At 38.7% G+C, this 24,108-nt stretch carries 37 protein-coding genes and 1 tRNA gene; 5 read left to right on the forward strand and 33 right to left on the reverse strand.

All coding sequences use genetic code 11. The features are described from left to right. Position 1 precedes the first annotated feature (1 nt). Genes QMG11_RS16345 through QMG11_RS16360 form a run of 4 tightly spaced genes read right to left on the reverse strand, consistent with a single transcriptional unit; the run spans position 2 to position 3,966 of the window. Complete coding sequence (locus QMG11_RS16345; protein WP_281837392.1) at positions 2–805, reverse strand: hypothetical protein; 804 nt, start codon at positions 803–805, stop codon at positions 2–4. After that, on the reverse strand, positions 805–1,185 hold the full coding sequence (locus QMG11_RS16350; protein WP_281837393.1) for a hypothetical protein: 381 nt from the start codon (positions 1,183–1,185) through the stop codon (positions 805–807). Before QMG11_RS16350 ends, QMG11_RS16345 begins: the two co-directional genes overlap by 1 nt. Further along, positions 1,182–1,817 carry a phage baseplate protein gene (locus QMG11_RS16355; protein WP_281837394.1) on the reverse strand — a complete coding sequence of 212 codons (636 nt, stop codon included), beginning with the start codon at positions 1,815–1,817 and terminating at the stop codon, positions 1,182–1,184. The genes QMG11_RS16350 and QMG11_RS16355 overlap by 4 nt, the downstream gene beginning before the upstream one ends. After that, positions 1,810–3,966, reverse strand: coding sequence for a phage tail tape measure protein (locus QMG11_RS16360; protein ID WP_281837395.1), 2,157 nt, complete (start codon positions 3,964–3,966; stop codon positions 1,810–1,812). The genes QMG11_RS16355 and QMG11_RS16360 overlap by 8 nt, the downstream gene beginning before the upstream one ends. 73 nt (positions 3,967–4,039) lie before the next feature. Between QMG11_RS16360 and QMG11_RS16365 the strand changes: the two genes are divergently transcribed. Beyond that, entirely contained in the window at positions 4,040–4,489 is a 450-nt protein-coding gene (locus tag QMG11_RS16365) for a hypothetical protein (protein ID WP_281837396.1), read from the forward strand. Between the two features lie 242 nt (positions 4,490–4,731). On the opposite strand, the gene QMG11_RS16370 is transcribed toward QMG11_RS16365, so the two are convergent. The 28 genes from QMG11_RS16370 to QMG11_RS16505 form a co-directional block, all read right to left on the reverse strand. Continuing rightward, positions 4,732–5,130, reverse strand: a complete 399-nt coding sequence (locus tag QMG11_RS16370; protein ID WP_281837397.1) for a hypothetical protein — start codon at positions 5,128–5,130, stop codon at positions 4,732–4,734. A 13-nt stretch (positions 5,131–5,143) separates the two neighbouring features. After that, a complete protein-coding gene (locus tag QMG11_RS16375; protein WP_281837398.1) occupies positions 5,144–5,578 on the reverse strand; it encodes a hypothetical protein in 435 nt (144 codons plus the stop codon). A gap of 14 nt (positions 5,579–5,592) precedes the next feature. Continuing rightward, the gene (locus tag QMG11_RS16380; protein WP_281837399.1) at positions 5,593–6,639 is read right to left on the reverse strand and encodes a hypothetical protein; all 1,047 of its coding nucleotides are present in this window, start codon (positions 6,637–6,639) and stop codon (positions 5,593–5,595) included. A gap of 1 nt (position 6,640) precedes the next feature. Further along, positions 6,641–7,198: a hypothetical protein gene (locus QMG11_RS16385; protein ID WP_281837400.1), complete on the reverse strand. Its 558-nt coding sequence runs from the start codon at positions 7,196–7,198 to the stop codon at positions 6,641–6,643. Then, complete coding sequence (locus QMG11_RS16390; protein ID WP_281837401.1) at positions 7,191–7,532, reverse strand: hypothetical protein; 342 nt, start codon at positions 7,530–7,532, stop codon at positions 7,191–7,193. Before QMG11_RS16390 ends, QMG11_RS16385 begins: the two co-directional genes overlap by 8 nt. After that, complete coding sequence (locus QMG11_RS16395) at positions 7,529–8,044, reverse strand: hypothetical protein (protein ID WP_281837402.1); 516 nt, start codon at positions 8,042–8,044, stop codon at positions 7,529–7,531. Before QMG11_RS16395 ends, QMG11_RS16390 begins: the two co-directional genes overlap by 4 nt. Further along, positions 7,980–8,261: a hypothetical protein gene (locus QMG11_RS16400; RefSeq protein ID WP_281837403.1), complete on the reverse strand. Its 282-nt coding sequence runs from the start codon at positions 8,259–8,261 to the stop codon at positions 7,980–7,982. Before QMG11_RS16400 ends, QMG11_RS16395 begins: the two co-directional genes overlap by 65 nt. 12 nt (positions 8,262–8,273) lie before the next feature. Then, positions 8,274–8,654 carry a DUF4054 domain-containing protein gene (locus QMG11_RS16405; RefSeq protein ID WP_281837404.1) on the reverse strand — a complete coding sequence of 127 codons (381 nt, stop codon included), beginning with the start codon at positions 8,652–8,654 and terminating at the stop codon, positions 8,274–8,276. Positions 8,655–8,663: 9 nt separating this feature from the next. Next, positions 8,664–9,074, reverse strand: coding sequence for a hypothetical protein (locus QMG11_RS16410; RefSeq protein ID WP_281837405.1), 411 nt, complete (start codon positions 9,072–9,074; stop codon positions 8,664–8,666). A 15-nt stretch (positions 9,075–9,089) separates the two neighbouring features. Beyond that, positions 9,090–9,995: an encapsulin gene (locus QMG11_RS16415; RefSeq protein ID WP_281837406.1), complete on the reverse strand. Its 906-nt coding sequence runs from the start codon at positions 9,993–9,995 to the stop codon at positions 9,090–9,092. 16 nt (positions 9,996–10,011) lie between these two features. Beyond that, a complete protein-coding gene (locus QMG11_RS16420; RefSeq protein WP_281837407.1) occupies positions 10,012–10,452 on the reverse strand; it encodes a structural cement protein Gp24 in 441 nt (146 codons plus the stop codon). Positions 10,453–10,455: 3 nt separating this feature from the next. After that, the gene (locus QMG11_RS16425; protein WP_281837408.1) at positions 10,456–11,733 is read right to left on the reverse strand and encodes an XkdF-like putative serine protease domain-containing protein; all 1,278 of its coding nucleotides are present in this window, start codon (positions 11,731–11,733) and stop codon (positions 10,456–10,458) included. Between the two features lie 167 nt (positions 11,734–11,900). Next, positions 11,901–12,647, reverse strand: a complete 747-nt coding sequence (locus tag QMG11_RS16430; RefSeq protein WP_281837409.1) for a putative phage head morphogenesis protein — start codon at positions 12,645–12,647, stop codon at positions 11,901–11,903. Continuing rightward, positions 12,637–13,923 carry an anti-CBASS protein Acb1 family protein gene (locus QMG11_RS16435; protein ID WP_281837410.1) on the reverse strand — a complete coding sequence of 429 codons (1,287 nt, stop codon included), beginning with the start codon at positions 13,921–13,923 and terminating at the stop codon, positions 12,637–12,639. Before QMG11_RS16435 ends, QMG11_RS16430 begins: the two co-directional genes overlap by 11 nt. Positions 13,924–13,933: 10 nt before the next feature. After that, a complete protein-coding gene (locus QMG11_RS16440) occupies positions 13,934–15,244 on the reverse strand; it encodes a terminase large subunit domain-containing protein (protein WP_281837411.1) in 1,311 nt (436 codons plus the stop codon). Between the two features lie 132 nt (positions 15,245–15,376). Further along, on the reverse strand, positions 15,377–16,063 hold the full coding sequence (locus QMG11_RS16445; RefSeq protein ID WP_281837412.1) for a recombinase family protein: 687 nt from the start codon (positions 16,061–16,063) through the stop codon (positions 15,377–15,379). Positions 16,064–16,290: 227 nt separating this feature from the next. Further along, complete coding sequence (locus QMG11_RS16450; RefSeq protein WP_281837413.1) at positions 16,291–16,467, reverse strand: hypothetical protein; 177 nt, start codon at positions 16,465–16,467, stop codon at positions 16,291–16,293. Beyond that, positions 16,467–16,691, reverse strand: coding sequence for a hypothetical protein (locus QMG11_RS16455; protein WP_281837414.1), 225 nt, complete (start codon positions 16,689–16,691; stop codon positions 16,467–16,469). Before QMG11_RS16455 ends, QMG11_RS16450 begins: the two co-directional genes overlap by 1 nt. A 107-nt stretch (positions 16,692–16,798) precedes the next feature. After that, positions 16,799–17,458, reverse strand: coding sequence for a hypothetical protein (locus tag QMG11_RS16460; RefSeq protein ID WP_281837415.1), 660 nt, complete (start codon positions 17,456–17,458; stop codon positions 16,799–16,801). Between the two features lie 178 nt (positions 17,459–17,636). Further along, positions 17,637–18,782, reverse strand: a complete 1,146-nt coding sequence (locus QMG11_RS16465) for a hypothetical protein (protein WP_281837416.1) — start codon at positions 18,780–18,782, stop codon at positions 17,637–17,639. An 80-nt stretch (positions 18,783–18,862) separates the two neighbouring features. Then, on the reverse strand, positions 18,863–19,018 hold the full coding sequence (locus QMG11_RS16470; protein ID WP_281837417.1) for a hypothetical protein: 156 nt from the start codon (positions 19,016–19,018) through the stop codon (positions 18,863–18,865). Then, positions 19,005–19,256: a hypothetical protein gene (locus QMG11_RS16475; RefSeq protein WP_281837418.1), complete on the reverse strand. Its 252-nt coding sequence runs from the start codon at positions 19,254–19,256 to the stop codon at positions 19,005–19,007. The genes QMG11_RS16470 and QMG11_RS16475 overlap by 14 nt, the downstream gene beginning before the upstream one ends. A 239-nt stretch (positions 19,257–19,495) precedes the next feature. Continuing rightward, a tRNA-OTHER gene (locus tag QMG11_RS16480) sits at positions 19,496–19,569 on the reverse strand. Positions 19,570–19,689: 120 nt separating this feature from the next. Next, entirely contained in the window at positions 19,690–19,842 is a 153-nt protein-coding gene (locus QMG11_RS16485; protein WP_281837419.1) for a hypothetical protein, read from the reverse strand. Positions 19,843–19,854: 12 nt separating this feature from the next. Then, complete coding sequence (locus QMG11_RS16490; protein ID WP_281837420.1) at positions 19,855–20,034, reverse strand: hypothetical protein; 180 nt, start codon at positions 20,032–20,034, stop codon at positions 19,855–19,857. Continuing rightward, on the reverse strand, positions 20,025–20,237 hold the full coding sequence (locus QMG11_RS16495) for a hypothetical protein (protein ID WP_281837421.1): 213 nt from the start codon (positions 20,235–20,237) through the stop codon (positions 20,025–20,027). Before QMG11_RS16495 ends, QMG11_RS16490 begins: the two co-directional genes overlap by 10 nt. Before the next feature lie 398 nt (positions 20,238–20,635). After that, on the reverse strand, positions 20,636–20,806 hold the full coding sequence (locus tag QMG11_RS16500) for a hypothetical protein (RefSeq protein WP_281837422.1): 171 nt from the start codon (positions 20,804–20,806) through the stop codon (positions 20,636–20,638). Then, entirely contained in the window at positions 20,803–21,339 is a 537-nt protein-coding gene (locus QMG11_RS16505; RefSeq protein WP_281837423.1) for a hypothetical protein, read from the reverse strand. The genes QMG11_RS16500 and QMG11_RS16505 overlap by 4 nt, the downstream gene beginning before the upstream one ends. 455 nt (positions 21,340–21,794) lie before the next feature. Here QMG11_RS16505 and QMG11_RS16510 point away from each other — a divergent pair, with 455 nt between their 5' ends. Then, positions 21,795–22,724, forward strand: coding sequence for a tetratricopeptide repeat protein (locus tag QMG11_RS16510; RefSeq protein ID WP_281837424.1), 930 nt, complete (start codon positions 21,795–21,797; stop codon positions 22,722–22,724). Further along, positions 22,721–22,867 carry a hypothetical protein gene (locus QMG11_RS16515; RefSeq protein WP_281837425.1) on the forward strand — a complete coding sequence of 49 codons (147 nt, stop codon included), beginning with the start codon at positions 22,721–22,723 and terminating at the stop codon, positions 22,865–22,867. The genes QMG11_RS16510 and QMG11_RS16515 overlap by 4 nt, the downstream gene beginning before the upstream one ends. Positions 22,868–22,953: 86 nt before the next feature. Here the strand turns inward: QMG11_RS16515 and QMG11_RS16520 are convergent, their stop codons facing one another. Then, positions 22,954–23,334 carry a helix-turn-helix domain-containing protein gene (locus QMG11_RS16520; RefSeq protein WP_281837426.1) on the reverse strand — a complete coding sequence of 127 codons (381 nt, stop codon included), beginning with the start codon at positions 23,332–23,334 and terminating at the stop codon, positions 22,954–22,956. Between the two features lie 354 nt (positions 23,335–23,688). Between QMG11_RS16520 and QMG11_RS16525 the strand changes: the two genes are divergently transcribed. After that, positions 23,689–23,823, forward strand: a complete 135-nt coding sequence (locus tag QMG11_RS16525) for a hypothetical protein (protein ID WP_281837427.1) — start codon at positions 23,689–23,691, stop codon at positions 23,821–23,823. Continuing rightward, a complete protein-coding gene (locus QMG11_RS16530) occupies positions 23,823–24,107 on the forward strand; it encodes a hypothetical protein (RefSeq protein ID WP_281837428.1) in 285 nt (94 codons plus the stop codon). Before QMG11_RS16525 ends, QMG11_RS16530 begins: the two co-directional genes overlap by 1 nt. Position 24,108: the final 1 nt, after the last annotated feature.

Consider the following 24,108-nt stretch of genomic DNA (forward strand, 5'->3'; position numbering starts at 1 on the left):
ATCACTTCCCTTTAAACCATACTCTATGGCCTGAATCACTAGAGGTAAACCTTACCTCTGTGACGATGAGCTCATACGTATTCTCTCTATAATCTGCTATAACTTTGATTCCCTCTTTGATTTCATGATCTAGCAGCATCTCTCCCTCTAGATACTCGTCATTTTCCTTTATGTATTTGAGGCCAGTATCTGCACTTACTTCAATTGATTTAGTAACCTTGCCGCCCTTCGGATACATATAACAATGGCCATTGGAAACATAGAACTCACACCCAGAATCATCGGCTAGAGTGGCCAGTAAGGTTTTAAGGTCTCCGGAATAGCTTTTCCCATAAACGTAATAGACATCCTTATTGATTTTCTTTATAGCCCATGTGAGGCCAAACTTACTCGTTATATCACTAAGAATGGTGCTCAGATACCCTGCATCGTGCGAGATAGAGACATATTCTCTGTACCAGAGGTTATTGTCTGTAGCACAGACCACCTTTCTCACTATGTCCACCTCTGTGTCCTCGACAATAACTTTCTCTATAACTCCCTGGAAGATGTTATCGTATTTATTTTTATATCCAGCTTCCAAGTATACAGAGTTTCCTTTGACCAGGAGGGTTTTAAAGTTTTCAGGTGGGTTATATATCTTAAACCAGCAAGAGTTACTGTCCGCCTCTTTCTTGGTGTTTATTTCAAAGTCTATTCTAAATGTGTTGTTTTCTATTTTTGCTTTTGTGACATCGATAATATTCTTTTTTTTGTTCCTTGCTTGGATTTCTACAGTTTTATATCTTCCAAATAATTCTTTCATTACACCACCGCCAGTATCGAAGCTCCGGAGGTAATAGTCTCATAAGTTACCTCTCCAGCTTTAAAAGCTTTCTGTGAGACAGGAATACACATTATTTTGAAGCCCTCTTCTATATCCATTTTTCTTTTATACATATCTGAAAGGTCAACGTAGTGTGAGATGGCCCTTCCAGCCTCTACAAGCTCCCCTTCCTCGTTATAAAAGTTCATGTAGAAGATTCCGTCTTCCTTTTTCAGATCCCCCGCCTCTACTCCATTATGATGAAGCCTGAAAGGGAGGTATTCCACCTCTATATTGAAAATATGGCCTGCAAAATCAAACCTTACTCTCTCAGAGGTGGTTTTTATATTTTTGAATTTAAAAGGTATTTTTAACCTCATAATAAACCTCCTGAATCAAGGGATTCATCACCATTGTAATCGATAGCAGCTCCCCCATCGTAGTAGTCATCTACGTAGTTATATAGATAAGTATCGCCATACTTTTCCTCTGTTAAAGTTTCCACTGCTTTTTCTTTCTCTACTTCACTAGGCACTTCGGGCTCTAATTTTACGTTTGAAGGTTTCTTCTCTTTCTTTGGAACTGGAGCTGGAGGAGCCTCGTAAGAGGTCTTAGATACAGCCACAGACCCCTTACTGATTTGTTTAAGAACTATAGTGCAGTAGATACAGTTTTCTTCTGCACCAACCTCCTTGGTGATTGTTTCTATTCCACAGTTCCTTATAAACTCTCTCTTCCCACCTTCAAATTTAGGCCTTACATAAAAGTCGTAGGTATCATCTGAATCCTCTAGCTCTTTCAAAGCATCGTAACGGCTTTGGAAATCGTCACCAATGAATATTGCAGATATTGATACCCCGACTTGCTTCTTTTTCTTGTGGTCGGAAAGTGTTGAATTATCTGGGATAACTTCTTGTGTGAACTGGTTCCCAGAGGCAACAGAGTAACTAAAAGCATGGAAATAGACATCCCCTAAAGCTATATCGTAATTAATTTCCCACTCTCTAGTCATCCATATCTACCCCCAATTCAGCTGCATCGCTTGCGATTTCTCCTCTTATAGCTTTCCTTACGACAGCTTCTAGCTGCTCCTCGCTTAATCCACTCCCCTGGATAACTACTGCTCCAGGATGAAGCTCAACCTTCTTTTGATGATAGTGCTTTTCAGTTACACTCTTGTTTTGTGGAATTGTAAAGCTTGTTCCATCGATAGAGTCAATTCCAAGGGTGTCCTCAGAATTTTCACTCATTTTTTTCTTAAGCTCCTCACTTTCAGAGGCTACTTTAATGTTTTTCTGAACTTCATCGAGATCAAGGTTTTTCATTTCATCACTATTAACAGCTACCTTCAAATTCTTTTGAGTATCTTTCCCAAAAAGAGCCATAGCTTTGTTTATGAGCCATTCAGCACCTTTAAAAATACTCTTCACGACAGCCCAAAATGCTCTTGGAATAAATGTGATCCAGTCTAAGAAAAGTTGTTGGAAATATCCTAAAGAGTCATACCATTCCTGGAATCCCTTAACAAATTCTCCAATGTAACTTTTTCCTCCTTTAAAGAATTTCCAGAGGTCATAGCCAACAGCTAAGAATGCGACTACAGCTGCAGCTATAAGCCAGAACTCTAAAGTGAGAACCTTACTCCAGATAGCATTCCACTTTATAACTCCACCGAGCTTTTTTAAAGCTGGTATAAGGTCTGTGGCTGCTCCCCAACCATCCTTTAACATTGTGAAAGCCTTTGCTCCTGCCCCAGCCATTGCTACAAACCCTAAGACTGTAAATCCTATTCCTAGAGCTACTTTCCCCACGAGGGTGTCTGCAAATAGTGCCAAGAGTTGAAGCAAGTTATCTAAAACAATGACCACAGGTGTCATTATGCTTCCTATAGACTTGAAAATACTCTCCATTGAAGCTCTTATCCTTGCTAAGGATCCTGAGGTTGCTCCCTCTAGCTTTGCAGCACTTTCTCTTGCTGCCCCTTCAGAGCTGCTGATCAGATTACGGAAGTCCTCCAGAGAGCTGTTATTTTCTTTTAGTAACTTAACAAAGGTTGAAATAGCTTTCTCTCCACGTACATTAAATAACTCACTTACTGCTTGTGCAGCTTCAAAGCTTCCCATCCCCTTGAGGTTTTCAGTGATTTCACTGAAGATTTTATTTACATCTCTGAGATCTCCCTCATCAGTAGTAAGCCTTATCTTAAAGTCACCGAAATTCAGGAATCCGTCTTCAGCATTTTGCTTGATACTTGTAAAGAAACTATTTAAAGCCGTACCTGCTTCTCCACCCTTCAGTCCGAGATTTCCCATGAGAGCTATCATGGCTGTTACATCTTCCAATGTAACTCCAAGTCCTCCTGCACTGGCCTGAACATTTTTAAGATCAGCTTGAAGACTTGTCATAGAGATATTTGCTCTATTTGTTGCTGTAGTAAACATATCTACTATTTTATAGGCATCTTTAGCCCCGTAGCCAAAGGCTGCCATAGCTTCTGTTACTGCACTGGCTGAATTTGCAAGATCATACTCTGTGGCGATTGCTAAGTCCAGGACAGCCGGAAGAGTAGACATTATTTTATTAGCATCTAATCCACTTCGTGCCAGGAGCTTACTTGCAATGGCCACCTCTTTAGCTGAGAATTGAGTCTTCTTCCCCAGCTGCTCTACAGTAGCCTGCAGCTTTTTAAACTCAGCATCTGAAGCACCTATAATCATCTGAGTTCTTAATAGTTGCTCTTCCAAAGATGCAAAGGTTTCTACACCTTTTTTACCCATGCCAATAGCTGCTAAGGCTGCTCCGGCTCTCTTGGCAAATTCAGCAAATTTCCCAGATTTCCGTTCCGTGTCGCCTAGCTCTGTATTGACTTTTCTAACAGATTTAAAGATTCTGCCAAAAGTACCCACAGATCGTCCAGCACTTCTGTTTACTTTATTAAGAGTATTTGTGAGCTGAGTAGAGTTTCTCTTAACAGCCGTAATACTTTTTGACACTGATTTTAAAGCTCCTGCAGCATTGGAAAATACTTTATCCGTATCCTTCCCCATAGATTTCATAAGGAGCTTTAACTTTTTTATAGCTTCAGTAATCTTTTTCCACTCTTCCGGCTTAAGATTTAACTCTACTTCTATATAAGTACTTTCTATAACTCTGTCAGACATGTACACCTCCTTTAATTGAATTTGAATGATTTATTTGTTATAATTGCCAAAAATAAACTCCAAGGAGGAATTTATGAAAAAATTCTTAAAAGTATTAAAATGGATTGGTATATTTTATGCTTGTATTATCTTAGTAGGAGTAGTCCTTTCTGCAGTAAGTCGACCAGCCCTCTTAAAGCATAAAGTGTTGACAGAGGAAATTTTGAAGTCTGGAAAATATTCCGCTGATATTGAAGTTTATACAAAAGACGGGAAGTTCCCAGGACCTAAAGAATTACAGAGATTAGCACAAGATTACAAAGAGAAAAACTATAAAAACAAAAACTACTTTATCCACTTCTATCTTCCTGGAATGAAAGTAGGATCAGGAGCTTATGCTGTAGCCAATAATGCTGGTAATAGTAATCCAAATATGGAAGTTGAAATACTTACTATGATGTTGTCTGAAACTCAATATGAAAAATATATTGAAAACTATAACCTGTTTATCGAGCCTGAAAAGCTTCCTTTTTATACTAAGTAATCTCAAAGCCACCATTTAGGTGGCTTTTTTAATTTTCATTCCCCTTCTCTTCTTCCTCAGCAACCTTCTTGACATAACAGTAGAACTCAAGAACCTGGGAAGGAGTAGGAGGGCCGCTACCTTCTATCTCCCACGGGGTCCTTTTCTGAGTTCTGGCCAGTTCATATACAACCGATTTATAATGACCACATAAATTGAGATACCTGTCGTAATCGACCTTGTACTCAGCTGCTCCAGTCTTTTTATTCGTCTGCCTCTTCAGGTGTATCAGAGGGGATTTGAGAGAAAATGTTATCCTCTATCCATCTTAAAAGCTCCTGGAGACACTTAGGAGTAGCCTTAGACAGTGAAGCCATCGACTTCCTCCCTGAAACAACATGGTTCTCGAAGAAAAGCTTTATGATAAGCGAGTCCTTTTTAAGCCCTAGCTTAAACTTGACCTTCTTATCCTTTTTATCTTCATCTGCAGTAGCCTCAAGAGCTGCTTCCTTCAGCTCTAAAATCTCCAATCCGCCAGGGAGCTTAACTGTAAAATCATCTTTCTCCCCTCCGAAGTATTCGAGCTGAATATTTACATTTGCTCCAGGCCTGTAAGTTTCAATTGGTTCAGCTACGCTGTTTTTTTTCTGTGTATCACTCATTGACTAATCCTCCCTATACTCCAATTGGAGCTTTCTTAACTACTCCATTAAACGTTAACCCAAACCCTTGATCTGCCGAGTTGTTTCTACCACCCTCATGATCCCCAGCAGGAGCCATATTAATTCCTGTTACGGTAGAATTGTTGTTCCTGTCATTCACCACGATTTGGATCGCTGGTCTTTTAGGCAACTCAAACCAACCATTTATAAAAGTTTCAATAGCATCGTATTCGTCTGAATCCCTTGGGAGGTTAAAACCAATACTTCCTGGCTCCCTCTGAACCGAATGGGCTGTAAAGCCTGATGTAGTTGTCTTACTCTCCGTCTTATATCCTGTTTTATATGTATAACCATCATCATCAAGGTTTTTTAGGTTAACTGTGGCTAATCCGGTAGCACTTATGACGATGTTTACGTTTCCTAAATCATTTACGTCTGTTCCAAACATCTGTTACCTCCTTTTTAGTTAAGTAATTCAAATTCAGTTTCTACTTTGTGAATCTTATTGAGAACTCTTACCGATGCTTTTTGCTTATAAACCCTTTGTCCTAAAGTATCTTTAGGAATATCATCAACAGGTGTGATTCCCATTTTGAAGTCTTTAGGGGTTTTATCTTTGTTTCCAAGGAAAAACCCACCTATAACAGCTTCAGTAGCAAGGGTCTGGACTACAGATGTAAAGATTGAAGTTCCATCATCGTCATACCCTATAGATTTGTTACTCATAATCTCGTTATTAGTTCTTCTATTATTCTCTTTGATTAGCCACTGCTCTCCAATAGCTATATCGTGCCATGTCCCATCTGTTCCCTTACTTTGAGTACAAGCTCCGTAGTCGATCCCCCCGGATCTGCTTCCAACGGCATATGTCACAATCCCTAGAGCTTCCATCTCGTTCACTTCTGTAGTGGTGTATCCGGCTATCTGAGCCCCCTGGAGAACCATTCCATTTGTATTTTGGCTGCCTGGGAAGAAAGGGTATATCCCTCCGCATATTCTTCCGGCAAGGTGATCATCTTTATCCGTCATCACAAGAAGTACCTTTTTGAGGTTTATCTCCTGACGAAGTGTTTTAGCTGCAGTAAGGGAAGTCCCCTTGTCTAACTGGATTACAGCTGTAATCGGCTTGATCGCCACTACCTTGCAAGCTGACTTAATATCATCAACGCCATAGAAAGCATTGGTTACAGCTGAAAAGTTATCCTTCCCTTGTTCATAAAGGTTTAAGAAGATCTCCTCCGCTGTGGTGTTGGTGGAAGTAGCCTTGTCTTCCCCATAAACAGCTTTTATCTTAGGTGTGGGGATCTGAGCGTGCATGGCTACCGCTACCTTGTAAGCTTCATCTGTCACTGCAAGAAGAGGTGTATCCCCCTCTATAAGCTCCTGCGGGTCCTTGAACTCTGTATAGGGGATATCCTTTCCTATATCTAGGATAAGTACCTTAGAATGATCGTCTCCGGCCATTATTTTTGTTTTGTCTATAGACTGCGTATTTGAAAATCGTGACATCTTAATCCTCCTTCACTGTATAATCTGTCTCCACCCTTTCAATAGTAGCGATAACGTCTGTATCTATGATTGAGAAGGTAAATTCGATATTTAATTTTTTATGATATAAGGCCTGAGAGTTCGTGTATCCGCTCAGGTCTGTTCCTGGAGCTCTCTTAAATGAGCTGTTTTTATAGAAATCGAAGTTCTCATGTTCCTTGTAATGGGTTCGGAGATATTGAAGGATCCTTCTTCTATTCAGGACCGCCCTCCCAACCTTGTCCAGAGAATTGTTTTCTTCTTTGTCTGCTATGTTTATGGAGCAAAGCCAAAGAGGAGTGTAGATATAACTCCTCTCAATGTCATATTTGAAATCAGGATCTGCAGAAGGCATCCTTCTATCCCTTGTGACAACCTTTGAGGTGCTCTTTTCAACCTCTGTAAGAGTAAATCTGACCTTTGGATATACTTTTTCTTGTTCAGGAAGTAGGTCGTTGCCATCTTCAAGCACATTTTCAATCCCTGTTATATTTTTAATAAGATCTCCGAAGAAGATCCTCCAAGCTGTTTCGTTATCCATAGATCACCTCCTTACAGATAAAAGAACGGCAGTCGCTATACTCTGAAGGGTCTATTTTTTCTACAATGTAGGATCTATCACCATACTTAAACTCGGCCCCTTGCTTTAGATCTGCCACAACCTCAGAATCAAACTTTACTAGTAGCTCACACCCTCCATCCACAAGCCCAAGTTCTTCTTTGATGTCAGAGTCAAGATCCAGCTTGATAGCTTTAAAATTGACTTCAGACACTGTAGTTTTGACATTCTTATAGGCTACGGTTTCATATGTCTTTTTTATAAGGGAAAGAGGTACTTCGAACTCCTTAAAGTAGTCATAAGCCACCAGTATCATGATTTATCACCTAGCTTCATTGTCTTTCCTCCATTAACTTTTGCTCCAGCCCTCTTTTGCATCTCTCCGGTGTCAACCAGAGGATCGTTCTTCCCTTTGAGCCATACTGTAACAGGGCTATTACTAGGAGAAACGGTATCCCTTATAACAGCCTTGATGGTGCTTGCTCCATCTCTGCCGATCTGATTCCCTACTTCTCTCATGGTTTTTTCTTCTCTCACAACAGCCCTAATCCCTGTGATGGCAGTGTCTAAGGCTTGCTTTCTTATCTTTATGGCTGAGATATCCATGAAAGGCCTCGCTGGGATCTTGACCCTCTTGTTCCTTCCGGCACTGTTGGTCCCGTCATTGAGAGTATTAACCAGGGCAACCATATCAAAGCTGCTCCCCTCCTCGTTGTCGATAGGGCTTTTACCTTTATCTTCAGCAAAATACCCTACCTTAACATTAATTTTTTTTGTCAGCCTTTTTCTTAGGTTCTGGTTTGGCTTCCTCTTCACTTTTACTTTCATTAGCTTTCTCCTGCTCTTCTAGGATACCCTTCAGGGTTTTACCACCTATTTTAATCTCAGTGCAGATAGGTTCTTTTTTACCAAGCTTTACCAGGATGACCTCCACCTCTCTATCTGTAAGCTCGACCTCGGTTTCTTTATCTTTTTCTAGCTTTTGCTTTAAATGACCTATATTGATGTTGATGTCTCTACTGGCCACTATTTTTACTTTTGCCAATTTTTCTACCTCCTATCTCACTAAAAAGCTATTATTCTCATCGCTGCCAACGTTACTATTGCAGTGTGAGTCGATTAATTCCTTATAAGCACGGCCATAAGGTGTTAAATCATAGTTGTTCTCAACCTTTGATTTAAAACCGCCTCTTCGGTAAAACTTTTTCTCTACCTTATCCTTAAGCTTCACGCTCTCTACATTGGCCAGCCCTTCTGAATCAGCTACTGTATAAAGGTAGTGGGAAGCCAAGAGACCATGTGCATGGTCTCTTTCAGCTTCAGGGATACAGTCGGATATTTTATTTCCTGTATATCCGATCCAATATGTAATGGTCTCTTCAGGCAGATGCTTCGCCCCAGGATATATGGATAAGATGTTATTTTTATCTGCTGCCATGTCCCCTCCTTACAGCCCCTCTTTTTCTCTCAAGTGCTTCACGATCTCATCCTTACGAGTTTCGTCAGTTCTGTTTCCTGGCTTGCTGCCTAGAATCTCCTCATACAGAGCCTCGAGCTCCTCTCCAGCCAAAGCAGAGATGTAACCGTACTTTTCCTTGAAGGTCTCCTCAAGCTGCTCTTTTTCTTGTAGCTTTAAGCCTTCAGAGTTGAGCTCTTCCTTTGAGATTTCTTCAAACCTGACCTCAATCTCTTTTTTAGCCACTCTTCTTTTGATAGAAGGGTTCTTTAGCCACTCCTCTAAACTTTGGATCTGGTCTTCCGATACTTCCACGGTGTGAGCCCCAAATGGGATGACCATCTTTGCCTGTGGCACAGTTAAGTTAGCTTTTACCCCGGATTTTATAAAAATTTTCTTCATTACTGCTCCCCCTTATTATTTAACACCATCTAAATACATTACAGCTTCAGGATTGAACCCGATGACCTCAGAAACCTTCTCTTCAACAGGAACAACAGTCTTTCTCTTGTCTGGATACTCAGCTTGAGCTGAAGCTGCCTCAACTTCAATGAATCCATAGTTCTCAGGAGCTTCTTCTACTAGAGATACAGCTTCAACACCAGAATCATCAACTACCCCGTAGGAATACTCTATATTGATAAGAGCCTTGATCTTCTCTTCTATTGTTACAGATGATTTGTCCGAATAGTCTTCTTTTAACTTAGGCCAGAAAGCTCTATTTACAAGAAGCTTATTTGCTTCATACTTTCCATCCTTGTTAAAGTCAGCTATGGATTCTATAACGTCCTTAAGAATCTCAGGACCAGTCTTCTTGGCCCAAGTAAATCCAGCGGCTCCAGTAACTACAGAATAACTTCTTCTCCCCGGAAGATTGGCTAACCCGATTCTTCCAAGTGGGGCATACCCTGAGAAGAGCACTTTATCCTCTGCTCTTAAAATGATGTCTACGGCTTTGTTAGTATCAGCAATAGGGATTACGTCTCCTCCCTCAATGGCATCTACTTCATCCGGCCCTAGCTCGACACCTATTCCAAGGAAGTGAAGGTGAGCTATGTGCTTTTTCTTTGAAGCCCTAATTCTTCCTAAGTCCTCTGATCTGCCATCTGAAACCTTTACTTCACCGGAGTAATCCACTTTTTGATATGTTACTGTTTTTTTGCTGACTGTTAGGTTTCTAAACCTTGATGGATCTATCTGTGGAATGTGCAGCCTGGCATCGATCTTCCCTTGTCTTTCCATGATGCTTGTTTCTAGAGCAGAGTTGAAAGGCTCCACGAGTCTTGTTACTCCTCCACCGCTTGATTTAGTTACTTTTATCATCTATTCCCTCCTAAATTTAAAGTGTTAAAAAGTCCACGTATACTTCGATAATGTCGCCTAATACTCCACTTTCTAGAGCTCTAGCTGGTATATTTGCTTTACCGGCATTATCTTTTTTAAAGAATGTTTTCCCATCTGCAGATACAGATAAAAGATCATGCTTTTCAACAGCCTCTCCAAGCTTCAGCTTGACTGTCCCTTGTTTCCTGTAGCTCATGGAAACCCCATCGCCATACTGGTCGGCCTCAGATACCTCTTGAGCGTAGTTGTCAAACAGAGCAATCCCTACAGGGGAGTCTGTAACCAAAGCCATTGGCTTAAGCTGCTGGGCCGTAGTTCCTGGAATTACAACCCTTCCGAACTCTACAACCCCCTCTGAAAGCTCCTGAGAATCTACTCTCGGATATCCTGTTTGTCCTGGCATTCCTGAAATAATATTGTCAGCTCCTATTTTCATTTATTACTTCCCCTCCTTTATGCTTTTGGTAACTTCTGATAAAGTGGCTCCTCCAGGTGTACCTGGCTTAGACTTTTCAACCTTTACATTCGAAGTGCTTGCACTCTTCCTGATATCGATCTCAGCTTCGATTCGTGCTTCGGCTTGTGCCTCTGTCATATCTTCAGAGCCAATGTTGACAGACTTAAGAACCTCTAGGGCCACTTCTCCTGGAGTGTGTTCCCCTTCGATTTCTACATTGGCAAGCCCCATAGACTCCCCAAACTCGATATACTTTTTGATTTGAGTCTGTGCTGCCTCATTCTTCTTGTTTTTCTCAACCTCTGCCTGGTTGTTTTTTAGCTCTGAATTTTCAGTCTCAAGGGTTTCAATTTTCTTTTCTAAAGGTTCCATTGACTTTTTAACTAGTGCTTGTATTTCTTGCTCTGTCATATCTTCTCCTCCTGCTTTTTTAGATTTCTTTATATGTTTAATAATTTCTCCAGCTTCCATCTGTGAACTTAAATTGTCAAGAATGCCAGAAAATTCATCTAAACCTTGCTTGAATTTTGGAATATCGCCCTCATACCAGAGAATGTCATGTAAGGACCACCAGAGGTCTGAAGCTGTATCAAGAATCTTTTGTGAATTTATTTGGTCACTAAGAACCCCTTTAGTTACAGGTTCAAGACCAAAGATACTCTTCATAAGATTGATAAACCCTTTTTTATCCTTGGCTATTTCTCCAAGGTTTACATCCTGGTCGTCAAATTCTGCCATTCCTCCTATAGACCATCCATTAAGTTCCTCTGATTGGATCTTCTCCCAGGAGTTCCCTTTTACGATTGCAGCTGCAATCCAAGAGCCCTTCTCGAGTTCCTGGATCTCCCCCTTCTCATCCTCGTAGGTAGTAGCTTCTTCTAATTGAATATGCTTGATTATCTTAATCTCTTCGTTCTCTTGCCAATTATGCTCTGTATCAACCATATTCCCTGACTCAACTAGGGTATTAATACCCTTTGCGATCTCCTCTGGGATTGCAAAGTTATCATCATAATCAGCTTTGTATGCTGGATAAGCACAGGAAACAGCCAGGTGCTCTCCTTCGCCAAGCTCAATATTATCAAGTCCAAGGCTTTTTAAAATTGCCTCTCCCTTAAGGATCTGAGACTTTGCTATGAATTTAAGCTGCTTTGTTTTCCCCTTGGTAACTAGCCAGTCAAGTTCTATATTGGGCTCTTTTACAGCTGATAGAGCACTCAAGTTCAAATTCTTCATTTCAATCGACTTTTTTACCTTCATTTCAACTCCTTTTTTGTACTTGAATTTTGGTACTTTTTATTAATTTTAAGGGTGTTTGTCCGAGGAAAACCTCTTAAAACTGTCCACGCTTTAGAAGGTGGTCTCTACCCATTGAAAACATTAGCTTTATAATCGAAGTTCGCATATTTTTGTTTTACGAACTTCGCTTAAGCTGCTGATAAAACTTTATTGTTCCCGGTCTTCTTAAACTTTAAGATCTGGGTTTTAGTAGGAACTACAGGATAGCAACGACACGCCCAATCTTCCCCAGGCTCCAATCCTTCGCCCCATTTTCTCAGCGTTTCTCCCAACGCATCATGCTCTGGTCTAACTTTGTCATCCCCTTGGGTCATCCAGATGTAATACTCCATCCCGTTAGCTTTAAAAAGCCCCTTAGAAGTTTCTCTCACAAGGTTTCCTGTCTGATCTGAAGCCCAGAAAGCCATCTTTCCCTCAGTAACCTTTTTCCCCTCTGCCACGGCCTGAGTCAAAAACTCCTTTATCCTTTTATCAACTTCTATTTTTATATCTATGTGTGTGAGGCTGCTCGTATCTTTGAACTCAGCCACTGCAGCTATAAACTTATTGAGTACAGTCTGCTTGTGGAATTGGTTCGCTGCTATAGCTGCAGAATAAGCTCCTATGATCCATTCATCATGTGAGTATTCCTCAGCCACCGTCTCCACCTCTCCCTGGAACGCTGTGTTTAACTCCTCGGTTCCCTGTAGGAATAAAGCTGCTACAAGTGCTAGGGCTTCAGATTTCTCTTCATCAGAAACCTGGTGGTCACTTTGAAGCTGCTCCAGTACCTCTTCTTCTGTCCCTGGGGTATCAATAAGATCCTCCCCAAAGTCATCAACAAGCTTAAGCAGGCCTTTTTTAAATTTCTCATCAAAAGATAAATCAAGATTCATGTCCAGTCACCTTGGCGAGCTGCTCCAGCATTCCCTCGTCAAAGTCCAGGGAGTTTGCAAGCTCAAATACTGCTGCCCTAGCTGTTTCTCTTCCCTTTGTTCCTGCTAACTTATTAAAGGCATCTATAAGCTTGTTAAGAAGTTCTACTTTTGCATCAGCCAGATCAATAGAATCCTTTTCAGATAGTGCTCTTAAGTCTCCCCACTGAATCTCATATTTTCCAAGATTGATTGCTTCAGCTACTTTTTTTACTATGAAGTTAATGGTAGGCTCCATATCTCTCTTTCTAGTAACTTCTAACATCTGAAAATACTGTTCTCTATCCTCCTGGCCAGCTGCCAAAACTCCTTTCTGCTGGCCTAAGAGCCTTTGCTTGGGGATACCAGTACAAGAGGATATTACTTCCATGACAAACTGATACCAGTTAACTGGATTAACACCCGTTCCAGCATTTATCGACTCTACACCATCCTCTCTACTTATAAAGGCTTGAGTTTTGGTATTGATATCTTTAAGGAACTCCTCCTGTTCCTGATCTTGGCCAGCCACAGCTTTTTTTGTCTTAAAGAAGATCCAGTTAAGTCTGTAGGCAATCTCAGCCAGGCTCCATTTTATAGTGTGAGTCATCATTAGCTCCATTCGTAGCTTTTGAAGCTGTGAGATGCCCGTTCCTTTTTTTGTCTTTCCCCCTCTATTATGGAGGAGGTGGACTCTTGATTTGTGGACCACCACGTCCCCAAAAGGCTTCTTACTAAGCTTCAAAACTTTTATGTCTCCAAAATCTTCACTCAGAAAGTCGTCGTTATACTTAATCTCTTGGATGACATTAGACCCCTGGACATTAAATTTTCTTACTCCAGTTATTCTTCCCAGATCCTCAGATAGAGAGGCTCCTCCCAACTCATCGAAAACTCCGTACATGATTGAGGTTCCATGTTTACGGCTTATTATTCCCATTCTTATAGCGAGCTTTTCAATGTCTAGGTCTTTATCCTGGATGTAGTTTTTAAACCTCTCTTGATCTCCCTCATTATCAAAAAGAATTTTTATTCCATCCTTGGCAGCATCCAGAATGGGAATAGAGATTATTCTTTGAATAAATTCATTGTTGTCATAGTATGTTTTTTCTTGCTTGAAATTAAGGTTGTCTACCTTTGTTGGATCTATGCTCAAAGAATCAAAACCTCTTCCCTCTTTATTTTTCAAGCTTTTATTTGTAACTATTTGTCCTTTGGGCTCAGCCCTATTCTTTTGAATTCTTTTTTTTCTTGCCACACATTCCCTCCTATGCTGCTAATACTGTTTTAGTAAAGTATCTAGTCTCATCCATTGTGTGATCCCACATCTTCATGACCTTATCTTCTCCCTGTTCAGAGGCTTTTTCGTCCCATGCATAAAGCTCAACCTCTTCACACCAGCTCTCGCAATTCTCTTTGACTATAAGCAATCTTCTTTCTGCCAGGGCTTCATACGTCTCCTGTATACCTTCCAATACATTGTTGTCTGCATCGATTACATAGAAGCCCCCTTCTTCAAGCTCAGGTTTTATAGGGGCTGATGGATCGACCACAATCCCTTCTGCTTCCCAAGGCTCCAGGCCATAGTGTTCCATCATCTTTATGATCTCTTTAACGTATTGAGCTGCTGACTTCTTCTTGCCGGCTTTCTTAGCGTTATAGTAGTACTGGTCGATTCTGTATGCTTTGTCATCCCCTCGCTTTTTCACCCATAGCCCACAACTGAAAGCATTTGAGTTACCGTAGTCGAGGGATAGATATACATCTAGAGCCCCTTGCGGTACTTGATCTGAAGTGATGTAGTTTGCCTCAGTTACGCAGTCATAAACCAGCCCCTCAGCTGCTACCCATTCCCCTTCGATCATCCTCCGATAGAAAACCCCAGAGTACATAGTTTTAGCTAGGCTGATCTGTTTCTCGGTTAAACTACCATTGTCTTCTAGCTTGAAATGGATAGGAAATAGTAGCTTTTTAGCTGCTCCAGCTATATATTCTTTATGGAACCAATGCTTTTTAGACCCCTCTGGGTTCCCTGTAAGGAACACCTTTCCATCAATACCATAGGAAACCGTTCTAGCCATAGCCTGCCGAATGTACTGCCTGTCACACTTGGGAGCCTCATCTATCAGGATAGTGTAGTAGGTTCTACCCTGGACCTTGCTCTCTGATCTGACAGTATCTCCTCCCTTGATCTCGTAGTAGTTTCTTACACCTGCCCTGAGCCCCAGCTTTCTGGTGATTCTCGTGGACCTAGGCAGATAAACCTCTACCTCGTTACCACTTCTTTTACAGGAAAACCCTATAGACCTAAGAAGGTCCAAGGAAGGAGTAACATAGTTACCATCGATGGCTTCTTTAGATACTCCTCCCCAGAGGTTAAGTGTATTCTCTCCTGTCTGGTTAACATAAAGTATCTGTCCAAGGGCAAGAGAGAAAGTTTTAGAACTTCTTACAGCTCCATGTGCAACTACTCCCTTAAACTTTTTCCTAAAGTGCTCCGAGGAGTACATCAAGACAAGGTTTTTTGATTTTTTCTTGAATTTCTTAAAGTTAAATCTAAAATCAACACGCCTTATCAAAATTTGACCTCCTCAGACTGATTTTAAGGGCTTCCAAATGAAGTCCCCCTATGTTTGTACCTGTAAAATTTTTATAAAAAATAAGTGATAATAAAAAACCGCCTATCTTTAATCGATAAGCGGTACTAAAAATTATTTATTCATTTCTTTTACATATTTATAATACGTATTTCTTGAGAGTCTTAAAATCTCAATGACTTCTTTATCCTTCATAACCCCATCAAACTTTTTAGACATCTTTCTTATTTTCTCTTTCATTTCAATTGACTTCTTTGTTTCAAAGGTTCTACCTTTCTCAGTTCCTATCCTTGAGCCGTTAGCCTTTGCCTTTCTCATTCCTTCTGAAATTCTATTTTGAAGATCCTTAACTTCTTTCTCTGATTGATTAAAAACTATTTCAATCTGTTCCTCAACTTGAATAAGAAGAATATCTTTTATAAACTCCTCTGTTCTTTTTAAAAGTTTATTACCATCATTTTCAAGCTTAAAGCTATGAGCTTTCATTATTGCTCTTTTTATCACTTCTGTATTAATATGAGGTTCTTTTAAAAATATCAAGTCGATATTATTTTCCATAAGACTTTTATAAAGTCCAACTCCTTCACTTGAATTTCTACTCATTCTTGATATAGAGTCAAAAACTATTTTATCTCCCTCTCTAGCCTCTTTTATTAATTTTGAGAACTCTGGCCTATCTGTTGTAGTTCCTGTAAATTTTTCTTTAAAGATGTGAGCCTCTGGGTATTTATCAAAAATATTATCTATCTGTCTTCCGAGTCTTTGATTTTCTGTTGAAACCCTCGCATAACCAAAAATCATATTCCTCCCCCCTTTTTTTTGTATCTAATGTAACTAAAGTAACTTTCACTACTTTAATTATATAGTAAACAAGAGCTAAAGTAAATAATTTTTGATACATTTTTAATGAACTTACTTTTAATACTGTTTATCGATTAAAAATATTCAGTTTCCAATGTCCTATTGTACAAATTACAATTTTGCACAAAGAGTAGATCTTTTTTTAAAAATCCACCCCTCTTGCAAAATTATGTTGCATCACCAATCTTTTTCTTATATGGAATCTTTTTGAGGATCTCCCTCCATTCTCCAAGTGTCATATTCTGTCCACAGTCTCCGCTGCATAGATGTAACGGGATCCCTTTCTGACAAGATGGCTCGTGATGAGCCAGTTTTCTATAATGTATACATTCCCATAGCTTCATTACATATCAACCTCCTTGTGGTAAGGACAGGTCTCTGAACATGTGTGATCTTGTATCAAAGCACACTGGAAACACTTTGCCTCTGGCCCCACATACTGCAGACAAGTTTGATAACCATTCATTGAATATCCCACTCTTTCAAGTTCAGCTGCATCATAATTGTCATAATGCCTTGGCTCAAGGTCTTTCTTTCCGGTTGGATCTGCTATAGTTAATTTCCACATATTAAACCTCGCTTGGCTCTATTGGCCGATAGTCTCTGATATAATCACACCAAATATACATTATCCCTTTCACTTCAATGCAATAATCCATAATCATCTCCCTTGAGTTACTCCTGTGAAAACATATCTTCCCCATCGTGGAAAAGTGAATTGAAGAAATCCTCTTGATTCTCCTCTATCTGCTTTTGCTTCTCCTCAGTTTCTAAAGCATCTCCTAATGACTCTTTTTTCTTAACTTCAAGAGCTTCTCTATCAAGAGTAAGCTTTTGATAATCCACATATTTTTTATGTTCAAGCTCTTCCTTCTTCAGTTTCAATAATTCTCTGTCCTTTAGAGGTAGGACTCCTCTTAATTCTCTTCTCTTATTTCCAATCATCATTGCAGTTTCTGCTAAGGACTTGATGGTTCCGTCCATTTTTACTTTTAGGCCAATTTTAGTTTCCTCAGCTCCTCCTGATATTTCTGTAACCATCTGGATGATATCTGCAAAAGGGACATCCTTATCGATTTCAACCTGAATTTTTTCCAGGGAGCCATCTTCTTTCCTAATGAGGTCCAGCACCTTCGAGGTCGATTCTTCTGCAAACAACTCTTCAGCTGCTCTCTGGATTATCTCTCTTCTTTTTTTAAACTTTATCCAGCCTTCCTTCTTGGATCTGGTGGCTATAGCATTCTTGGTGTACCCATGTTTGTCAGATAACTTCTGGTAGGAGGTTAATGTGGTTTCATATTCTTTTCTTATAATTTTCCAGATATCTGTACTCAACTTAATCCCCTCCATTTCATCCAAGTAATATCCAAGTTTTTTGTTACAACTTCCTACTTATAGTAAGGGAGTGGGGGTATCGTTTTTTATTCATGAATCCTCTATATTCCCTTATATTGCTTAGATAGTTGTATTTTTGAGCGTCGACTATAATAGAATTTTTAGGCGACAAATAAATTTAGATGTTTTCAATGAAATTTTTTAAACATCTAAAGGCATCTAAGCTTTTATTCTCTGAATTTTTAATCTCTTCATAGTTTGCTTTTAAACTTTTTTTCCTCTTGTATCTAAGCTTTCTGTCCCCTCCAATATGATCCACTACACCATAAAGCTGATCTAACCCCCACACCTGAGACTGGTAGTCCTTGAGGAACCTCACAATAAAGCCCCTATCAGACTTTTTTTTATACCTCTTGAACTTAAGTGCCAAGCTTTTTACCTTCTTGGAGTTGATCTCTACTACCCTCTCTTCTGTAAGTCCTGCTTCCTTTATAGTAGATGTAAACACTTTATCTAGTACTTCCTCGGGGTTCTCTAGGAAGCTACTTAGTTTAACCCCTTCTTCTCCAAGAATATTTTTAAGGGATTCGGGACCTCTTTTGGCCTCTAACCTAAAAAAGATCATATAGTCTGCTGCTAGCTTACGGAGCTCCTTCATTGATGGAAGCTTCCTGTTTCTCTTCTTCAGCTCCTTTTTCAGAATCTCCAGGTGCTTATCGTACCCGGTTATCCCCTTCTCCCTGGTTCCTATCTCAAACCCATTTGGTTTCAGGGACTGCTTGTGTAAGCTACTCTTAGTCCTAAAGTGTCCCTTAGATATATCGTCGGTGATGATTCTTACAGTATCTTGATTGATATCCTTAGGATCTAGGATTAGTATCTCGTTAGCTTCCAGGTGAGAAAGTTCTACATGATCGGGATCTATCGTATATCCTAGCTCCTCTATCTCTTGAAAAGCTCTTTTGAATACTTTATTGATAAGGTCCCTGCTCCTTACATTCCTGATATTGTTTCCATATAAAACCTTAGCTGGATTGATCTCTAGAAAACACCAGTGGGTTCTGCCGGTAATCCCTGAGTAGAGCTTCGTAAAGTTGTCCCCACGGATATTAACCTTCCAGTTTCTTGACTCAAGCCCATGGATGCCCTTTTCAAGCACCTTCAACCTGATCTTGTCGGCTCCAATCTTTTGAAGCTCTCTATGGTTCTCAGGTATCTTAAGTTTCTTCTCTTCTGTATATTTCAACTGAGAAAAGCAGGCTCTATACACCTTTTCATAGCACTCCAGCCAGAGTTTTTGGAAATCTACGTCTTGGTAATCCACATACTTTTCTTCACCTCCAAAAAATAAAAAGCCCCAGGCTTGGATCGCTCCTTGCCGGGACTTCGTGAGTCTCTAATTTTTTATTTAATTTTTCCTTTTTTTACATTCTTGCACTTAAGGCATTTTATTTCATAATCATTAATAGATATGGAAACCTTTGTTTCTCCATCTATTTCCAACCTTTCACCACTAATTTTTGCAAGAAGCTTCCCACAACTGCACCTAACCTCTTTCACTTAACCCATTCCTCCTTTTCGCCACTGCATATCTACTCGTAACGCTCCCGTCATTCTCTAAGAGAGCCTCATTGACATCTATTCCATGTTTTTCCGCAAGTATATCTAAGAATCCTTTTAAGGCTCTCATTACGTCTATTGCTTCTTGAGTAACCCTTTCTTCGCACTCACACTGCAATGCATAATCCAGCTCCTCAACCTCTTCAATAATCTTTTCAAATTGTTCGTGGAGGGCCAATGTCCCTACTACTTCTAGAGATTGAAAGATTTCATCTAGTCTCTTTTTAATTTTAACCCTCCTTTACCCCATAGGGTTGGCCTCCTTATAAAAGGAGGCCTCTTTGTGTGAGATATTAAATCTCGTGTAGTTGGCCAACGCAAAAGGTTTTGACTATTCGAGCAAAGGCTCTGTCCTTTTAGCCAACTACACGAGAGCTAATGCTCCCGCTTATATATATTAAGGAGGTGTACCTAGGTTGCACCAGTCGGGATTCGAACCCGAGCCCACCGCTTACCATCACGGTGCTTCTAACCAACTGAGCTACCAGTGCATACTGTTATCCTATAATGACTCTTCCACTTATGACCCCTCTATACATCCCCTCTTGTGGCTGTTTGTAAGTTTCTTTCTTCTTGGCTTTAGCCTTAAATTTTCCCTGACTAAACTCTTTTTAAATATTGTCTATCTCTTTTTTAGACAACTTTGGATACGCCTGGTAAACAAGGTCTAACTCAAAATCCATAAGGCCTTTTCTTAATTCTGTTAATGAAAATCTAAATCGATCTTTTATATCGTGAATTAACTCTCCTTTAGCTAGTTGCATCTTACTCCCTCCTTATATTCTGGATAAAGCACTGTAGCAAAACTCTTTTTCCCCTGTAGTCCTGTCTATGGACTCCCAAAACTTCACACTTCCCTCTATAAGCTTATTACTATTAACTTCAGCGAGAGCTGCATCCAGTTCCTTTGGATCCTTTTTTCTGATGTTGATCATCTTAATGTTTTTTATCCCCACGCTTCCCCCCTCCTATATTCTTCAATTTGAAGCAACTTTTGGTATGTATCATCTGGGCTACCCCTGAAGTATTCCTTCCTATGGACCCTGTCCCTTTCGTTCTTGTAGAGAATATAAACTTCTGATTCTTTCTCAATTGGAACTTTAAGGACCTTAGCCATTCCAACAATCATTTCATTTTGAAAAACTCTATTTCCTAACATTATCTCACCCCTCATTTTATTATTGATTTTCAGGGGGGCTTTAGGGGCGTTGTGCCCCTAAACCTTTGGTGCTTGGATTGAGATTTAAAAATCTCATAGAACAGCTAAGATGGCAATCTTATTCAGTATTTTGGTGGCCTCTGGCCAGAAAAATATTGCTGCTCTATGAGAGTCTTAATGACTCTCAAATTATCTAAAGGGAAAGTATTAGTTTTCACCACAGAGGAATCGCACCTCTGGCCTCTTGGATGAGACCCGCTAGGTGGTACATCAGGAGGAGAGCTACAAGTATTCATGAAATTAAGAGGCCTTCACCTCCTTAATTTTTAAATTCTCTCCTCACTATGCATAAACAAAGTTATTAATTATATATTGTTCAATCACCCAATGACCTGATATCAGCTACAGCGGATCCCTTCCCTCGGATCTGGCCACATCTTCAGGACTGGTATTTTTTCCCTGGGCTTCTCCCGGACCCTCTCTTTTTTCACCTTCCTGATAACCTTTATAAATATCAACTGGATATCTATGAGATCTTTCAGGAAGTTGTAGAAAAATAACCCTATCACTCTTTCACCTCCTCTTCCTCCTTTATGAGGCAGTGCCCTTTATAGTAGATTCCCAATTCCTTCAGCTTCTTTACAGCTTTATAGAATTGGTTTCTACTATAGCCCCACTCTTTACAAAGCTGGGCTATATTTACAGGACAGTAAGTTCCCCTTGCACTCTCTACAAGCCTCTTAAGAGCTATATCGAATGTAGTATTGCTATGCGTTAGGACCTCTTTCAATAATGCTTTTATTGTTAACGTTATAGCTTTATCTGCGGATTTTTTAAATCTTTTATTCTCCTTGTAGAGTCTCCTGAGTTCTGAAGATTCTATATAGGTTATCTCTGTATCATCCAAGGCTCTTATCTTAGGAAATACAGATTCAAGCTCCTTAAAAACAAGCTCATATCCTACTGTTGAGCGGGTAGGGTATACCCAAATCGGTTTCCCCTGTAATATCAACTCTACAGATCCGGAACCGACTATTGCCAACCCTTCTAATTTCATTGTTTCGCCTTTCTTTAGTGTGATGTTTTCGGCCGTTGTCCTCATTCCTATCACCTCACTCCTAAAATACTATACAACGATAAAAAAAATATGAATTTTTGAAAAAAAGTGTAATCTAGGGATTACACATTCGCTTGCAGTAATGAAATAACAAGCTTATAATGTAAACATTGTAAATATTGAGATTTTGTCACAGTTGAAAATGACAACATAGTTATTACTTTACAAATTTTCAACTAAAGAGTATACTTCAAAATGAAACAACTATCTATAAATATGGATAGGTCTATCTGTATTCATAGATAATAAATCCATTAATAAAATTGATAAAAATATATTGATTTTATCTTTTTGAAATAGTATACTCTTCTTGTAGTTAATAAATGCTTTTTAGAGCGTATAAATTAACCTTTAATAAGTTATTTATATTAGAATAATAACTTATTAATAGTTACTTGTCAATATTTCATAGTAAAATATTATGTGGGGGGTGGAGTTATTTGGAAAAACACAGTACTTATATGCTCGCAAAAATTGAACTTTCTGATTCTGAGAGCATAATAGAACTAGCTAATTTTTTTAAAACTAGCTATCATGATTTTGGTGAACAGGTATTCGAGGTTTGTATTAGCCTTTTAGAAAGAATGATCGATTTCTCGAAGAAAAAAGAAATGAAAGAAATCTTAGATTTAATTATTGATGAGGCTATCGGCGTGTTGGAGGGAGAAGATCTACTTTTCATTTCTCATGCTTACGTTCTTGCTAACAACTATAATTTAGCTTACGAAGAAAATGTAGATTTCTATGAAAAGGTTATTTATAGAACTGATTTTCATAAAAAAAATGACTTTTATTCAGCTTGTTTGTTTGTTAACTTATCACTAAGTTACAACTACCTTAAAAATTATGATGAAGCTATAAAAGTATTAGAAAGAAACAACCAAGTTCGAATACAGTTGGGTGTTAATTATGAGTTAGCAGGGAAGGTAGACAAAGCTATCTCAATTTATAAAGGCATTATAAAAAATTCAGATGACAAAGATGACTTCATCCATGCTCATTTTAACCTATTTGAACTTTATAAGAATCAAGGAGACTTTTCTAAAGCAAAAAAAATTCTAGAGGAGATAGAACCTGAGTTTCTTCTTACTGACAATAATAACTACAAGGTCACAAGAAGTTTTTTGCTACACGACTACTATAAAAAACTAGGGAATAGAGTAAAAACTTTTAGATACTTGAAAATGGCTGCATTAGAGTATGAAGCTGAAAAAGACATAGACATTGCAAATAAGATCGAAGCTTTAAAAGCTGGAATTTTAGGAAATAAATTTTCTTTACCTGATATTTTGGAAACATATTCAAAATATAAACAATTTGCTGACAGCGAATTGATTAACTTACTAGAAAGAAGGGAGGTGACCGTATGAAAAAAACACTGATTTTTTTATCTCTATTGCTTGTTCTTGCAACTTCTGCATTCAGTAAAGAAAAAGCTTCTAGTAGATCTCATAACGAAGGATCTGCTGGCATAATAACCATTATTGGAGAGGATTTTAAAACTCTTAACTAAGTAAAAAGGCAAGCCTAAAAAATAGGCTTGCCTTTTTTATAACTAATCTATAATTTAAAATCACTTAATAATTTTCAAAAAAGTTTTTACTTTTCTTTCTTTTTACCAAAATTTTCTAATGCAATCATTGTAAAGGCTTCTTTAAATCTTTCTAAATCTTTTAATTCATCTACTTGTTCTTGTAATTTTTTATTTTCTTCCATTAAATCAAAAATTTTTCTTTTCCAATCTGGGGAAATTTTTCTATATTCTTCATAACTATAAATATCTGATAAATCTTGATCTGTAACATTGTATTTTTCAGTAAAATAACTCAAAAAATCTTCTGGTGGATTGGTTTTATTTTTTACAATTTTATTGATAAAAGGCTGACTTTTTCCACATTCTTCTGCAATTTGTTTTTGAGTTTTACCGTTTCTTTCTAAATATTCTATAATTATTTCACCCGTCGTTCTAATTTTATCCATTCAACTTCCTCCTAATTCGCAACAATTAACTAAACTAAAGTTATATTTTATATTCAAATTATACTTTTAACCTCCAATTGTGTCAACCTTATCTAAAAATAACTAAAAATAAGTTATTTTAAATTTGACAATTAACCAAAAAAAGGTTATTATTAAATTGAAATAGGTTAATGTGAGTAAGAGAATTGAATATTTAAATTCAATTTTTAACTCAAAAACAAATAATTTTTTTAAAAATTATTTAAAAATTAGCAAATTTAAGTTAAAAAAACAAAAAAAAGCCGACCAGTGGCCGACCAGAATTCGCACTTCAAGTCTACCACTTGCTTGGCTAATAGTCAAGGAGGTAACAAAATGAAACAAAGAAAATTGAATAATGGAACATGGGAAGTTTCTCTAAAGTGCTTAGGAGGGTCTATTACTGTCACAGGTGCCACTCTTGAAGAAGCTCAAGCTAAAATGCTTAAGTTAACAGGAGGTGCATACTAATGAAGAGAGATTCAATGGTTCAATTCGATGGTTACTTAAGGAAACAAGGAATCTCCTACAAGGATCATGGAGAAGCAATGGTTGCTCTATCTGATATTGATAAGATGGAATTCGTTAGCCATTACAACTTTAACCTACCAATTGAGGACCTCATAGCGAGCAGGGAGAGATCCTTAGAGTGGGTTAAGAAGGTTGGTGGTCCTGAAGAAATTGCTAAGATTGAAGGGGAGATCCACTACCTAGCAAGCCTTAAGCTTAAGCAACTTACCCTGGGGGTGGCTTAAT

This window comes from Propionigenium maris DSM 9537 (genome assembly GCF_027925155.1).
GTDB classification, from domain to species: domain Bacteria; phylum Fusobacteriota; class Fusobacteriia; order Fusobacteriales; family Fusobacteriaceae; genus Propionigenium; species Propionigenium maris.